This is a genomic window from Alcaligenes sp. GCM10023179 (assembly GCF_042653705.1).
GTDB classification, from domain to species: domain Bacteria; phylum Pseudomonadota; class Gammaproteobacteria; order Burkholderiales; family Burkholderiaceae_B; genus Alcaligenes; species Alcaligenes phenolicus.
The window spans coordinates 264,466-279,200 of record NZ_JBHSIQ010000006.1 but is presented as its reverse complement, the minus strand read 5'-3'; the positions used below and the strand labels follow the sequence as shown (position 1 = coordinate 279,200).

Genomic DNA, 14,735 nt, shown 5'->3' with positions numbered 1-14,735 from the left:
TGCTTATGGTTGACGGTAAGCGTCAAGCAACTTCTGACCATCGGCACCGGCTTTCTTCAGCCACTCTTCGGTCATGGTTTGGCCAATCGCGTGCATTTCGCTGGACAGTTTTTCGCTGAGATTACCCACTACCATGCCTTTATCCGCCATGGTTTGCGTCAACTTGGACGTTTGCTCGCGCGACATGGCCCAACCCCGTTCCTCGGCACGTGCACCCGCATCCAGCACGGCTTTTTGCACAGTTTCAGGCAGGCGCTGGAAGGCGCGCTTATTGATGATCACAAAGCTTTGTGGAATGAAGACCTGGGCGTCGTAGTAATACTTCACGTAGTCCCAAGCCTGCGAATCCACCCCGGTTGCGGGCGAAGTCAGCATGGCATCAATAATGCCGGTAGAAAACGCCTGAGGCACTTCGGGTGTTTGCACCGTGGTGGGCACTGCTCCCATCAAGGAAACCAGGCGGCTGGTAGCGGGGCTGTAGGCACGGAAACGGACACCGGCCAGATCAGACAGCTGTTCCACCGGCTTTTTGGTGTAAATGCCCTGCGGTGGCCAGGGCGAACCATAGACCAGGACGATGCCCTGCTTGTCCAGACGCTCGGCCAGGAAGGGGCGAGTGGCTTTCCACAGTTTTTCCGACTGATCAAAGGACGAGGCCAGGAACGGCACACTATCGACCTCGAACAAAGGATCTTCGTTGCCAATGGCCGCCACCAGCATTTCACCAGCCTGGACCACACCTTGCTGTACACCGCGCTTGACCTCGGGGCGCTTGAGCAGCACCGAGTTCGATTGCACGTTGATATTCAGTTCCCCGTTGGTGGCCGCCTTGATGTCTGCCGCAAACTCACGCGCGTTTTGCGTCAGGAAGTTGTTATCAGGCTGCTCGGTACTCATGTTCCAGTTGGTCGCCGCCTGCGCGGTGCCAGCCAGCGCCAGAACGCAAGCCATGGAAAGTAGTTTTTTGATCATGATGTCGCTTCTCCCAAGAATTGAGGTGATGGCCGCCTTATGAGCGGCTTGCATTCAGATCCCGTGACTGCAGATCCCACAACAAAGAAAACTCGGATACATCGTTGGTCGCCACCCCCAGATCCTGCTGCAAACGGGCAGCCAGGGTACGAGCAGCATTCAAGGTGGTCAGATCCGCCACCAGGTAGGGGTCCAGGCTGCGCTGCTGCGTATCCTCGGACGGCAAAGGGGTCGAAAGCTCTGGGTCTGGCGTCAGCACACGCAAGGCCAGCAGGCCATCGGTTTGCTCCAGATAGGCTGAACTCTGAGCTGCCAGCACATCCAGTTGTGCTGCCTCCGGCAAACGCACCAGCAAGACCACGGCCCCGGTACCAACCCCTCCCAGCAAGGACACCGCCATCACGCGCCGCTGGGTATTGCTCATGCGGGCAAAGTTGGTATTGGACCAATCCGTTTGCTGCTCAAAGGCCTTCTTGTATTCTGCCGTCCCAAAAACCCGCAGGGACTCGGTGCGATACAAGGCCAGATACTTGCGCCCGGCGCCTTGGCGCACATAACGGCGCGACCATTGAAAACCCGGTATGGCTGCGCGTTCAGCCATGTGCTCGCGCTCATACCATTGATTGAAATCCTGCTCATGCTCTGGGGCGATGTCTGTCCAGATGAACAGTTCCCCCGGCGCATCACGATCAGTGCGAAAAGTAGCAGACACGACAGCCCTCCCGAATCAAGGTCATTGCACACTCTTTGTGGGAGTGTCCAACGGCTGCCAAGCAGATTCCAAACGGTTTATTTCAGCCTGGGGCAATAAGAAAAAGCGATCAGATCAAGCGAATGGCGCGGTATATAGATTATCAAGCAAGCCCACGCTCAGTACACATGCGCAGGCAAGGGGAAAACCCTCAAAGGCTAAATCGCGAAGACACGCGTGTCTGGCGGGGGTAAAGCCAGGCCAGGATGCTGGGCAGCAAAATGGTGCATGCGCTCCAGCGCCACGCCAATCACCGCTTGAGCGGTCTGCGTTAAAGGGTCGGGCCGCCAACTGGCGACCAGGCGCAAATCAGGCAAGGCATGTTCGCAAACAATTTCCTGGTACAGACCGCTGTCCAGCTGACGGCTGACTGCCGCCAGGGGCAAGGTGGCAATGCAAGGCTGGGCTTCGATCAATTGCGTGCTGGCGGCAATTGAAGAAACGTAGTGAATCCGGGCCTGATCCACAGGCAAGGGCTCAAGCAGCTGCACCAAGGCCAGATGCGGCTGGGAACCACGAGGGAAGGTCACCAAAGGCCAGCGTTGCACCAGCTCCTGCAAACCGCTGCGTACCGGCATGGACTCATCGGCCATGCATACCCAGCCCATGCGCATGGAGCCCATGGGCAAGTTGCGTATGCCGTCCCCCATGATGGGGTCAGTCTGCAAGGCCACATCAATGGTGCCGCGCTTGAGCAAGTCGTGAAGGCGCAAGGTGGACTCGGCGGTCAGCTCAATTTCCAGTTCGGGGTAGAGCGCATGCAGCTGACGAATCAAATCCTTGAACCAGGTATGCACAATGGACTCGACCACGCCCAGACGCACCCGTCCACTCAAGCGGCTGGAGCCTGCCAGAGCCTCACGTAAATCGTGTTCCATGCCCAGCATCTGCTCGGCGTACTGCATCAATTTTCGACCTGCGGGAGTCAGGCGCAGATCGCGGTGGCCCCGCTCGAACAGGGTTTTCTGGAACTCGGCTTCCAGGGCTGCAATCCGCCCCGACACGGCGGCTTGTGTCAGATGCTGCTTGTTCGCTGCCGCGCGGAAACTGCCCAAACGGGCAATCCAGATAAAGGTTTCTAAAAAGCGGATATTCATGCACCTGTCCTTTCAGGCTTCATCAGGGCGGCCAGATGATATTGGCTACGCAGCTCTGCGGGAACGGACACGATCAGACCGGCACCATCACCCACAAAGGCCTGCGTGGGCAAAGCATGGCAATGGGACTGATCGGCGGCAATCCGCGCATGGCGCAGCAAGGACACATGCGGGCGAAAACGACGCGGCGGCTGCGTCCAGCCCAAAGCAGTCAGCTTGGCCCAGATCTCATCATGCCACTGCTGCAAAGCGGCCATTGCCTGAGTTTGCGACTCGTCCGGCCCGGCCCACACTACCCTTGGTTTCTCGAATACATCCCGTATGGTCAGATCCAACTTGATCTGCGGCACCGTCCATTGCGCCATCTGTGTCGCCAAAGTCTGCAGATCCGACACACGGCTGCCGTCCAGAAACGCCAGGGTCAAGTGAAAGTGATCAGGCTGCATCATCCGCCCGCCGTAAATCGCATGTGCGTGCAGCGCCTGCTCCGCCAGCCAGGCGCGGGTTTGCGCGTCTGGCCACCAGCCGATGAAAGCGCGAAAAACGTGTTCGGCACCTGAGTGCTTCAGGTCCAGAATGGGCAAGGGAATCGTCATCAGCAAACCCTCAAACAAGGCAGATCAGAAAGCGGGGCGTCTAGCCTAGGCCCTGCACAGGCGACGCGCCAGATCGTACACAATATCCAGAGCCGGCAATTGCGTACGGCCCGACAGGCGCACCAAGGCATAGTGACCGGACAAGGATGAAGAGAACAGGCCCAGCGGCACCAGATCACCAGCATCAATATCGCGCCGTACCGCCGCCAGCACACTCATCAAGACCATATCGCTATCCAGCACCACATCGCGCTGAATGCTGAAGCTATCACAACAAAAGCGTACAAAGCTGTCGGGATGGCCTTGGGCGCCAAACTCGGCAATCAGACGGTCGGTCAAATCATCACTGATCACGGAGCAGGCCACGGGATACTGGCTGATCGCAGCAAAGTCCAGCGACTCCAGCTGCAACAGCGGGTGGCCTTTGCGTACCAGCATATCGCCTTGCATGGCGGGCAAATACTCAATATCCAGGCCACGCACATCGGTCACCGCGCTGACGTCCAGCACCACCATATCGTAGCGTTCCCGGCGCAAACCTTCGATCAGTTCCAGCGTGCGGCCAATCACCGCGTCCACACGCAAACGCGGGTACTCGTCGAGCAGCGCCACCATGCACGGATGCAGCAAGACCGCAGCGGGGGTCGAACTTAAGCCTAAGCGCAGGCTGCCTGCGTCTTCGCCCTGAAGCAGGGCCAGCTCGCGCTGCAAGGCACGGCCTTCCTGCAAAACCCGGGGAGCTCGCTCCAGCAGTACCCGACCATAAGGCGTCAAGAAAATGCGCTGACTGCTGCGATCAAACAGCGGCACACCCAGCTCCTGCTCCAGAGCCTGAATGCTACGGCTCAAGGCAGACTGGCTTAAGTGGACAGCTTGCGCGGCCCGGTGAAACGTACCGTGTTCGCAAACGGCCACAAAGTGCCGCAGCTTGCGAAAGTCCATGCTTGTCCCCTTGCTGACGCTTGAGTCGGCTTATGCACAGACCGCATCAACTTGATGATTTTTTGGCGTTTGAGCCGCGCATTGTACCTGCATAGAATGGCTTGGCCACTTGGATGGCCCTACAAAAACACCGGAGACAAACATGACTGATTCCCCAACGCCGCTGGGTACACGCCGCCGCTTTTTGAAAACCACCGGACTGCTGTCGCTGGCGGGTATGGCCCCTTCCCTGGGACGCCAGGCCTTCGCAAAAACCGCTCCCGGTCCGGGCACGGCTCAAGACATCATCATGGCCGACGCGTTGACTCTGTCGGGCTGGATCGCACAACGCCAAGTCTCCTGCCGCGAAGTGATGGTGGCCTATCTGGACCACATCGACCGTGTGAACCCCAAGGTCAACGCCATTGTGTCCCTGCAAGAGCGCAGCGGCCTGCTGGCCCAGGCCGACAAGCGCGATCAGCAACTGAAAGCAGGTCAGTACATGGGCTGGATGCACGGCATGCCCCAGGCACCCAAAGATCTGGCGGCCACGGTCGATATTGTCACCACCAGCGGTTCACCGATTTTCAAGGACTATCTGCCCAAACAAGATGCCATTGTCGTGGAGCGCGTGCGGCAATCCGGTGCCATTCTGATCGGTAAAACCAATACCCCGGAATTTGGCCTGGGGTCGCATACCTACAACTCCGTGTTCGGTACCACCGGCAATGCCTACCAGCCCGATCTGTGTGCTGGCGGCAGCAGTGGCGGGGCCGCCGTGGCCCTGGCCACCCGCATGTTGCCCGTCGCTGATGGCAGCGACATGATGGGCTCCCTGCGCAACCCCGGTGCTTTCAACAACGTCTACGGCTTTCGCCCCTCCCAAGGCCGCGTGCCCTATGGCCCGTCCTCCGAAGTGTTCTTCCAGCAAATGGGCTACGAAGGCCCCATGGGCCGTACCGTGTCCGACCTGGCCATGCTGCTGTCCACCCAGGCCGGTTTCGATGCTCGCGCCCCGCTTAGCATCGGTCAAGACCCACAACAATTCGCCGGGAAACTGCAACGCGACTTCAAAGGCACCCGCATTGGCTGGCTGGGCGACTACAACGGTTATCTGCCTATGGAAGCCGGCATTATGGACCTGTGCCAAAACGCATTGAAGAGCTTTGAAGCCATAGGCTGCACCGTTGAAGCGGCCCAGCCCGACTACTCCATGGAGCAGCTATGGCAAACCTGGCTGACGCTGCGCCACTTCACCGTAGCCGGAAGCGCACAGGGCCTGTACGCCAAACCGGAACTGCGCGCCCAAATGAAGCCTGAGGCGATCTGGGAAGTAGCGGGGGGCCTGAACCTGAGCGGGGCGCAGGTCTATCAAGCCTCCATCAACCGCAGCAAATGGTACGAAAGCCTGCGCAAGCTGTTCCAGACCTACGACTATCTGGTGCTGCCTACCGCCCAGGTCTTCCCCTTTGCTGGCACCACCCACTGGCCTGGCGAAATCGCCGGGCGCAGAATGGACACCTACCACCGCTGGATGGAAATCGTGATCGGCGGCTCTCTGGCAGGGCTGCCCGTCATGAACGTGCCTGCGGGCTTTAACGAAGCCGGATTGCCCATGGGCTTGCAGATCATGGGCCCTGCCCAGGCCGATATGGCGGTGCTGCAGCTGTCCTACGCCTATGAGCAGGCCACACAGTGGGTGCAAAAGCGTAAACCTGCCTTGCTGACTTAAGCAAAGCTGATTACACACCATCCATTTACAAAACCTGACGTTTTTAACTGTTTCAAAAACGCAAAACGATAGACGCCTAAAAACTCCATACCTAAGATAAGCAGAGCGGTCCGAATCCCAGACCGGCAAACACAGAACAGGAGTAGCACGATGGGTATTATCTCCATGATTATTGTGGGCTTTATCGTAGGTTTGCTGGCACGAGCCATCATGCCTGGCGATCAAAAAATGGGATGGATAATGACCACCATCCTGGGTATTGTCGGCTCCTTTGTCGCAGGCTACCTGGGACAAACCATGGGCTGGTACGTGCCTGGTGAAGGCGCAGGCTGGATCGGTTCCATTGTGGGTGCCATCATCGTCCTGTTTGTCTACGGACTGGTCAGCAAGAAAGCGTAAAACGCCGTATAAATACAAAACAGCAGCCTTGCAGCTAATGTGATTGGCGATCCGAAACATCACCACACACGGCTGGAAGGCTGCTACACAACCATTTGCTAGTCTGCATGAGGCTCGATTCGCCGATACCTGTCGATACGCGACTCTGACTCACAGAAAAAATAGACAATAAGTCATTGACCGCCAGCGCGTGAACACAAAAAGCCTGACGCTCCCGGAGCCAGTCATGCCCTACACCATCACCTTGAGTCGCATTTACGACGCCGTCCATGAGCCTGCCGGCAAAGCGGCCCGTGTACTCACAGACCGCCTCTGGCCACGCGGCCTGAGCAAAGGCGAATTGGGCGACATCCAGTGGCTGCACGAGGCCAGCCCCACAAGCGAATTACGCAAAAGCTTTCATAAGGGCGATATTTCGCCAGAACAATTCCAGCGTCGCTATCAGGAACAGCTCAAGCACGACCCTGATTCCTTGCTCTCCTTGATGAAGCTGGCCCGCAAAGGCGAACTGCAATTGCTAACCGCCACCCACGACCCGCAAACCTCGTACCTGACGGTGCTCAAACAGGCTGTGATTCAGGCTTTGCTTGAAGAAGATCGCATACACGACGGCAATGAACCCAGCTCGCCGGTTTGCTATGCGCACTTAATGAAAGATGAAAAGAAATAATCCGGGGTTTGTTATTCCTGCGCCTGCCCGACAGCGTTAGCATTCGGCCCATTACGCGCCCCCAGCAAACGCTGCACCAAGCTCTGCACACAGGTCTCCCGCCGCGAATCCGGCGCATAGTCTGAGCGCAAGGTAGACCAGGTCGGATGTATCCGTGCCTGCGCCAGTTCCTCCGGCAGGCCTTGCGCCCGCCAGACATTCAATTCCCGCTGCAAGGCCTGATCGAAATTCTCGGCATCAATCTCGCCCAGGCGAATCGGCGTCTGTGCGGCATGACCGCGCCGCTCCAAAGCCGCAATCAAGCTTAGCTGCCGCACGGCCAGCAAACGCAGCACGGCATCATCCACGCTAAGTTCCGTCTCGCCCCGCAACTTGCCCATCAAACGCTGGCCCCACTTATCCGCGCCTTGCCACAAACCACCGGCCAAGGCGCCCAGCACCGTCCCGGTTCCCAGGCTCAGGCCACCTGTCATCACATCCAGCGTGGCGCCTGCCATGGCACCTGCGGCCACACCCTTGCCCAACTGCACGCCAAATTCCTTCAAAGCCTGGGGATCAAACAAGTCCATGCCCCAACGGCCGCCCTCGAAATGCAGCAAATCCGCCACCACATCCTGACGGCCAAAGCTGTAGCGCTTGAGCAAAGCCTGCACACTCTTGGCCTCGCGGGCCAACACCGGCTCCCTTAGCTGCTGTGCCGCCAGCTCCATGGACTCCTTGTCCGAGGGTGTACTGACACGCCAGGCCGCCACATCAATCAACAGCTCTGCCAGCAAGCGCAAGGCATCCCGCCGCCGCAATGCTGCCTGCTGCGCCAAATCCACCTTCAACTGCTGCAACACCCCAGCATGCGTCTCCAGCAGCACCGCCAGCTTGTCGTACAGCAAGGCCTCGCCATCCAAAGCCGGTGCCACCGTATCGAATTCCGCCAAGGCATGCAGACCCAAGCGTGCCAAGGCACTGCGCCATTCCTGCACCCGCGCCTGCGGACTACGAACGAAATTGAGTACAGGCAGCAAAGGCCGCCCGCTATAGGCCAGCAAGGTCAGCTCGTCCTTATGCTTGCTCAAGACCGGATCGCGCGCATCCACCACATACAAGCCTGCATCGCAGGATTGCAGCTTGCGCAACACGCGCGCTTCTTGCTCGAAACGGCCCTGTGCCGCTGGGGATTCCAAAAAACGACGTACCCGCTCTGGCCCATCAATACGTTCACCGGCTTGGCTGAGCTGATCCATGAAGTCCAGCAAGGCCATGCTGTCTTCCAGACCGGGGGTATCGAACAACTCCACCAAAGCCTCGCCGTCCACCGTCAGCCTGGCGCCTTCCACATGCCGTGTGGTGCCAGGACTATTGCTGACCTGGCCGAACTCCGTATCTCGCGTGAGGGTACGCAGCAAAGAGGTCTTGCCCGTATTGGTGTGACCCACCACCGCCAGCGTCAAAGCCGCAGCACTCATGATGGCTCCTTCAAAGACAAGTCAGGCCATTGATCGTGAATCTGCCCAGGCGCAAAGCCTGCCGCCACTAAACGTTCATGCCAGCTACGACGACGCGTTTGATCCGGATCGGCCATGGCTTCATCCAGCAACACCACATCGGACTGCTGGGCCAATTGTGCCCATTCAACCAGCGTTGCCACCACCCCGCGATCCGGCGTCTGAGCGGCATCACAGACCATCAACAAATGACGAGGGCTGGCAGACTGCAAGCGGCCCAGAATATCCAGACGCTCGGCCCGCGAGTCCACCCGCCCCAGATCCTGCATCTGCGCCTGCATGAAAGCAGGGGGCCAGCTATGTTCTGGTGGCAGCTCCAACCCCACCACACACAAGGCATTCGCCTCCAAGGGAGGGTGGGTGTCGTTTTGAATACGGGCCACTCGATCGGGCGAGGCCAGCTCATCCACACCGGTGGGCTCACTAGCGGGCATCAGGCGCGGGCGCAGCTCCGCCAAACCCGGCAAGCTGTCATCCAGCGTCAGACGCGCTGTATGTCTGCGCCATTGCCACAAGCTCCAGCCCAAAGCCAGCACACGAGGCAGCAAACCGTAAGTCACCACGGCACCCAATAGCCAGCTGGACCACAGGGCCTGAGCCTGGGCATCGAGCATTTGCAGGCCATCGCTGCTACGTATGGTGAGGGTATCGGGCAGGGCAAAGCCCAACAAGGATGGCAGGGCGCCCAGGCCTTCAACCAGCCAGACAAAGGTATCCGGCGTCAAAAGCGTGGTTTCCCAATTGAAGTGATAGCGGCGTGAGGCCAGCAGTAGCAGCAGGGTACTCAGGGCCGACAAAAAGGCCAACACCCACAAGCTGTGGCTGATCAGACCGGCCAACCAGGATTGGCTGCCCCGGCGCGCCAGCACGGCGGCAAAAGCCTGGGGAACCAGACTGGCGTCGCCTTTGACGAAGCGGCGACTGAGCCACCACCAGGCATCACCGGCCCAACTGCCTGTGCCGCTACTTTTGCCCGACCAGGCCAGGCTGAACAACCAGAAAATAAAAGTCAGTAGGTGCAGACCCAGCAACGCACCCAAAGCCGTCACTACATTCACGGCTCGACTGCCATCGCCCAATGCACCCGCGGCTGTCCCGGCCCCGGCCAGCAAAGCCAGCACCGCCATGGCAATCAATAGAAGGCGGGCAACACGCCACCAGCGCGTCCAGGCTTGTTCCAGCCCATCGCGTCGTGCCAGCGCCAAGGCCCGAGCCGACACACGTTGGGCAAAGGAGCCGCCGGCCGCCCGCGCACGGCGCGATTCAGACAGGTCTTCAACAGGCCCCCACAGGGTCTCGCGCAAACGTATGGCTTCAACCAGAGTTTGCTGCTGCCAGGAGCCGACGGATTCAGACGGTTTCATGGCACTGGCCATCACTTAAAGAAGTACAGGTTCGTCAGGCAAGGCATTGACTGCCGCCACGCCTGGAGTCTGCGCCGGAGCGCCTTGCTGCAAGACGGTTTCAATCGCGCTGACAGCAGCCAGCAAACCAGACAAGTACTCACGCGAGGCCAGATCTTTTTCCAACTGCTGACAGATCTGTGTCCATTGAGCCTGATCGGCCTTGATGCCCCGGTCTGCAATGATGTGGATACGGCGCTGACCCAAGGCCAGATACAGCAAGACGCCGGAGTTCAAGGGTGTGTCCCAGACACGTAAACGACCGAAGACTTCAAGGGCACGCTGGGCGCTATCGGCTTCATGGGCGGGCAAAACCGCTTCAATCGCCACGACCAGTTCACCACTATGGTTCTCTTCACCCTTGCGGATCTGCTCAGCCAGATGGCCCAACATTTCGGCATTGAAATGACGACGGCGCAGCCATTGGCCTTGTACCGATGCCCAACCCGACAATTCTTTCCAATTCACACTCATGTCGCTCCCCTGTGGCCTTACCAACTACCGGAAGCGCCACCGCCGCCGCTACCGCCACCACCGCCGCCGCTGCCTCCGCCAAAACCGCCGAAGCCACCACCGCTGCTGCCGCCATTCCCGCCAAAACCACCGGAGGAATAACCACCCAAGCCGCCAATGACACCACCCCGGCGCGAGGCACGCCCGGAACTGGACTTGCCGCCTGCCCCAAAGAGTCGGCCAATCATGCTCAAGCCTGCACCGACAACAGCGGCAAGCAGGGCCAGGCCAATACTGCCCGACACCACCAGCGTGAACACACCAGCAGCAAAGGCGGCAAACAAAGGCGAAGCAAAAAATACAATCGCGCCTACAGCCAGCAAAGGCTCCCAGAACACACCTTCTTCACCCGACGAGGTGACAGGGGCATTTTTAGGAGGAGGGGGAAGCTCTTCGCCGTTGACCAGACCCACCAGACTATCGGCCGCGGCCTGGATACCGGCGTAAAAATTACCTTCGATAAAACGAGGCGTCATCTGTTCGCGGATGATGCGCCCCGCCTGCAAGTCCGTGACCGCGCCTTCCAGACCATAGCCGGTCTGAATACGCATACGGCGATCATCCTTGGCCACCAGCAGCAAGATGCCATCGTCCACTTTCTTGCGGCCAATTTCCCACTGATCAAAGACACGCAACGCGTATTGTTCGATGGTTTCTTCGCCTGTGGTAGGTACCATCAGAATCACGACCTGCGCGCCCTTTTCCTGTTCCACGGCTTTGAGCTGCTGGTTCAGGGCGTCTTTTTGATCCGGGCTAAGGGTGCCCGTGGTATCCGTTACCCACCCCGCAATGGCGGGAATCGGTTCAGGTTTGGCCTGCGCCTGCGTCCAGGGCCAGCACAGCAATAACAAGGCCATCAACAAACCACAGGCCCAGGCCAGCCTGCCAGAACGTGCAGACCCAGGCCCAGCAGTCAGTGCAAGATCGTGCACGTTCATGACTCCACCTCCAGAATTAATCAATACCCAGCAGGAGCGGGGGTCGCAGGGATATCAAACTTGACCTCGGGGTCACGCGTGATTTCGCTTTGACGATCCACACCGTAGTTTTCCTTGACCTTGTAGCCAAACAGCTTGGCGGTAATCAGGGTAGGGAACTGACGGATGAACAGGTTGTATTCCTGCACCGTCTGTACATAGCGGCCACGTTCGGTGGCAATACGGTTTTCCGTGCCTTCCAGCTGCGTCATCAAGTCGCGGAACAGGCCATCGCTTTTCAGTTGCGGGTAGTTTTCCGACACGGCGATCAGACGCGATAGCGCCGAAGACAACTGATTCTGGGCTTCCTGGAAGCGAGCCATCACTTCGGGGTTGTCCAGATCATCCACTTTCATCTGAATGGTGCCGACCTTGGCGCGCGCCTCGGTAACCTGCGTCAGCACCGCGCGCTCGTTCACCATATAGGCATTGACCGAGCTGACCAGCTTGGGCACCAGTTCGGCGCGGCGCTCGTATTGATTCAAGGTTTGCGACCAAGCGGCCTTGACCTGCTCGTCCAGGCGCTGGATCTCGTTATACCCACAACCCGACAGCAAAACCGCCACGCTGCTGATAAAGACCCATCGTATCCATGATGTCATGATTTTTTTCCTGCAAAAATAAGCAGATAAACAACAAAAACGGGTTACGACCCATTTGCTCGGGCACGTGCCAAACAGAGCCCGGCGGTGCGTGCACGCCAAGCGTAAACCGCGTACCGCAGCATAACAAGTACGTCTATGGCGGCGCTTAACAATTTCTGTCAAATCCGGCAGGGCAATCCGCCTGACCGTTTACGTTTGAAGCAGGTTGTTTTAACGCTACCGCTCAAAATGATACAAGATGGTCAATGAGGATTTTTACTAATTTCACGCTATAATGGCAGATTGCGCAGCGCACCAATCACTGCGCCTCTTGCAGCAGGCGGCGTTCTTGCCCCTGCCGTGGCATTGTCGCCATAACAAAACACCTTAGCCTGGATTGGTAGGGCCCCAAAGAGGGCTTTTGGGCTAGTCACTGGAAAATTCTTGGACTCTCAAATCACTTTTGCCTCTCTTGAGCTGGCAGAACCTCTGTTGCGTGCTGTAACCGACGCAGGCTATACCCACCCCACCCCTATTCAAGCCCAGGCCATCCCCAAGGTCATTGAAGGTGGCGACCTGTTGGCTGCCGCTCAAACCGGCACCGGCAAGACCGCAGGCTTTACCCTGCCTATCTTGCACCGTCTGCTGAACAACCCTCAGCAAAACCGTAAACCAGGCCGCCCACGTGCGCTGATCCTGGCCCCTACCCGTGAACTGGCCGCCCAGGTTGAAGAATCGGTACGTTTGTACAGCCAGCACACCCGTCTGCGCTCGATGGTCATGTTTGGTGGCGTGAACATCAACCCCCAGTTCCATGCGCTGCGCAAGCCCCTGGACATTCTGGTAGCCACTCCTGGCCGTTTGCTGGACCACGTGCGTCAACGCACCGTGGACCTGACCGGCGTGGAAATCCTGGTGCTGGACGAAGCCGACCGCATGCTGGACATGGGCTTTATCCGCGACATTCGCAAGATCATCAGCCTGATGCCGGTTGATCGCCAGACTCTGCTGTTCTCGGCTACTTTCTCGGACGAAATCCGTGAACTGGCCCGTGGTTCGCTGAACAACCCTGACGAAGTGGCCGTTGCTGCCCGCAACACCACCAACGAACTGATTACCCAGCAAGTGATTCTGGCTGACCAGGCACACAAGCGTGACCTGCTGAGCCACATCATCCGCGAAAGCGGCTGGAACCAGGTTCTGGTGTTCTGCCGCACCAAGCACGGCGCCAACCGTTTGGCCGAAAAACTGTCCAAGGACGGTATGGCCGCTGAAGCCCTGCACGGCAACAAGAGCCAGGCGGCTCGTACCCGTGCGCTGGCCGGCTTCAAGAACGGCAAGGTTGTGGTACTGGTTGCCACCGACATCGCCGCACGTGGTCTGGACATTGATCAACTGCCTTACGTGGTCAACTTCGAACTGCCTAACGTTCCTGAAGACTACGTTCACCGCATTGGCCGTACTGGCCGTGCCGGTAGCGAAGGCGTGGCCCTGTCGCTGGTAGATCGCAGCGAAATGCGGTTGCTCAAGCAGATCGAGCGCATGACCCGCAATCCTATCGAACGCATCGTGGTGGAAGGCTGGACGCCTCCTTCGCGCGCCGCTCTGGCTGAAGAAGCCAAGGAAGACACCTACGCAGAGCGCCGCTTCAACAGCGCTCCTGGCGCTCGTGCTCCTGGTGCCCGTCGCCCTAACGGTGGTGGTCAAGGTCGCTCCGCTGAAGGCCGTGGAGGCAATGGCGAAAGCCGTCCACGCCGTCCTGGCAACGACAACCGCCCACGTCGCAGCGCCGCTCCTGGCGGTGCAGGCGGTGGCGCAGCCCGTGCTGGCCAAGGTCGCCCCGGTGGCCGTCAAGACAGCCGCGGCCCGAACCGCAGCAACCGCAGTTCTGCCCAAGCCAAAGCCTAAACCCTGAAAAGGGGCTGTGCCTGCCAAAGGCGGGCACAGCGCCCGCCTTTGAACCGAGCACACCATGGCACTGAGCACCTGGCTCGCCTTTTTCGCGGCTTCCTGGGTTATTTCGTTTTCACCTGGCCCAGGTGCGATTTCCTCCATGTCCTCCGGCCTGAAATACGGCTTCAAGCGTGGCTACTGGATGGCGATAGGCCTGAATATCGGGATCATGATCCAGATATTCATCATCAGCCTGGGATTGGGCCAAGTCCTGGCGCGCTCGGAACTGGCGTTCACCACGCTTAAATGGTTGGGTGCCGCCTACCTGATTTATCTGGGCTGGAAGCAATTGCGCACCGACGCCATGCCGGTGCAGGTCACAGGTCAGGAACCCAGCGACTTTCGTATTCGCGATTTGTTGATACGGGGTTGCCTGATCAATATCACCAACCCCAAGGGTCTGGTATTTTTGCTGGCCATCATGCCCCAGTTTCTGGACTTGAACCGGCCCATGCCGCTGCAATACCTGCTGATCGCCATGACCCTGTGCTTTACGGATCTGGTGGCCATGGGTTGCTACACGTCGCTGGCCGCTCGCATGTTGCATTTGCTGCGTCAGGCCAGCCATGTACGGCTGCTGAACCGCGTGTTCGGTTCGCTATTTATTCTGGCAGGGACGGTATTGGCCAGCGTGTCGCGTTAGCCTTGTGCACGCATCAGCTTGCCCC

The 14,735-nt window shown here is 58.8% G+C and carries 15 protein-coding genes; 5 read left to right on the top strand and 10 right to left on the bottom strand.

Going from position 1 to position 14,735, the window contains the following annotated elements; genetic code table 11:
• Positions 1 to 3: 3 nt before the first annotated feature.
• From ACFPDR_RS18290 to ACFPDR_RS18270, 5 genes are all read right to left on the bottom strand, one after another.
• Positions 4 to 972, bottom strand: a complete 969-nt coding sequence (locus tag ACFPDR_RS18290; RefSeq protein ID WP_009460211.1) for a TRAP transporter substrate-binding protein — start codon at positions 970 to 972, stop codon at positions 4 to 6.
• A gap of 37 nt (positions 973 to 1,009) precedes the next feature.
• Positions 1,010 to 1,684: a DUF4286 family protein gene (locus ACFPDR_RS18285; protein WP_060186544.1), complete on the bottom strand. Its 675-nt coding sequence runs from the start codon at positions 1,682 to 1,684 to the stop codon at positions 1,010 to 1,012.
• A 197-nt stretch (positions 1,685 to 1,881) separates the two neighbouring features.
• A complete protein-coding gene (locus ACFPDR_RS18280; protein ID WP_009460222.1) occupies positions 1,882 to 2,820 on the bottom strand; it encodes a LysR family transcriptional regulator in 939 nt (312 codons plus the stop codon).
• Positions 2,817 to 3,416, bottom strand: coding sequence for an RNA 2',3'-cyclic phosphodiesterase (thpR, locus tag ACFPDR_RS18275; protein WP_376911732.1), 600 nt, complete (start codon positions 3,414 to 3,416; stop codon positions 2,817 to 2,819). The genes ACFPDR_RS18280 and thpR overlap by 4 nt, the downstream gene beginning before the upstream one ends.
• Before the next feature lie 45 nt (positions 3,417 to 3,461).
• Positions 3,462 to 4,358, bottom strand: coding sequence for a LysR family transcriptional regulator (locus ACFPDR_RS18270; RefSeq protein ID WP_009460224.1), 897 nt, complete (start codon positions 4,356 to 4,358; stop codon positions 3,462 to 3,464).
• A 142-nt stretch (positions 4,359 to 4,500) separates the two neighbouring features.
• On the opposite strand from ACFPDR_RS18270, the gene ACFPDR_RS18265 reads away from it, so the two are divergent.
• From ACFPDR_RS18265 to ACFPDR_RS18255, 3 genes are all read left to right on the top strand, one after another.
• Complete coding sequence (locus tag ACFPDR_RS18265) at positions 4,501 to 6,069, top strand: amidase (protein ID WP_247966144.1); 1,569 nt, start codon at positions 4,501 to 4,503, stop codon at positions 6,067 to 6,069.
• 150 nt (positions 6,070 to 6,219) lie between these two features.
• Positions 6,220 to 6,468, top strand: a complete 249-nt coding sequence (locus ACFPDR_RS18260) for a GlsB/YeaQ/YmgE family stress response membrane protein (protein WP_026483834.1) — start codon at positions 6,220 to 6,222, stop codon at positions 6,466 to 6,468.
• Positions 6,469 to 6,694: 226 nt separating this feature from the next.
• Entirely contained in the window at positions 6,695 to 7,138 is a 444-nt protein-coding gene (locus ACFPDR_RS18255) for a DUF488 domain-containing protein (protein ID WP_060186546.1), read from the top strand.
• Positions 7,139 to 7,149: 11 nt separating this feature from the next.
• Here the strand turns inward: ACFPDR_RS18255 and ACFPDR_RS18250 are convergent, their stop codons facing one another.
• Genes ACFPDR_RS18250 through ACFPDR_RS18230 form a run of 5 tightly spaced genes read right to left on the bottom strand, consistent with a single transcriptional unit; the run spans position 7,150 to position 12,132 of the window.
• A complete protein-coding gene (locus tag ACFPDR_RS18250) occupies positions 7,150 to 8,598 on the bottom strand; it encodes a DUF3482 domain-containing protein (protein WP_035268640.1) in 1,449 nt (482 codons plus the stop codon).
• Positions 8,595 to 10,001 (bottom strand): DUF2868 domain-containing protein, encoded by a 1,407-nt coding sequence (locus ACFPDR_RS18245; protein ID WP_376911731.1) that lies wholly within the window; start codon positions 9,999 to 10,001, stop codon positions 8,595 to 8,597. Before ACFPDR_RS18245 ends, ACFPDR_RS18250 begins: the two co-directional genes overlap by 4 nt.
• A gap of 15 nt (positions 10,002 to 10,016) precedes the next feature.
• Positions 10,017 to 10,514, bottom strand: coding sequence for a TPM domain-containing protein (locus tag ACFPDR_RS18240; protein WP_035268642.1), 498 nt, complete (start codon positions 10,512 to 10,514; stop codon positions 10,017 to 10,019).
• A gap of 17 nt (positions 10,515 to 10,531) precedes the next feature.
• Positions 10,532 to 11,491 (bottom strand): TPM domain-containing protein, encoded by a 960-nt coding sequence (locus tag ACFPDR_RS18235; protein WP_081055431.1) that lies wholly within the window; start codon positions 11,489 to 11,491, stop codon positions 10,532 to 10,534.
• A 20-nt stretch (positions 11,492 to 11,511) separates the two neighbouring features.
• A complete protein-coding gene (locus ACFPDR_RS18230; RefSeq protein ID WP_009460247.1) occupies positions 11,512 to 12,132 on the bottom strand; it encodes a LemA family protein in 621 nt (206 codons plus the stop codon).
• Between the two features lie 426 nt (positions 12,133 to 12,558).
• Between ACFPDR_RS18230 and ACFPDR_RS18225 the strand changes: the two genes are divergently transcribed.
• On the top strand, positions 12,559 to 14,022 hold the full coding sequence (locus ACFPDR_RS18225) for a DEAD/DEAH box helicase (protein ID WP_009460248.1): 1,464 nt from the start codon (positions 12,559 to 12,561) through the stop codon (positions 14,020 to 14,022).
• 64 nt (positions 14,023 to 14,086) lie between these two features.
• Entirely contained in the window at positions 14,087 to 14,710 is a 624-nt protein-coding gene (locus ACFPDR_RS18220) for a LysE family transporter (protein ID WP_009460249.1), read from the top strand.
• The last annotated feature ends 25 nt before the right edge of the window (positions 14,711 to 14,735 follow it).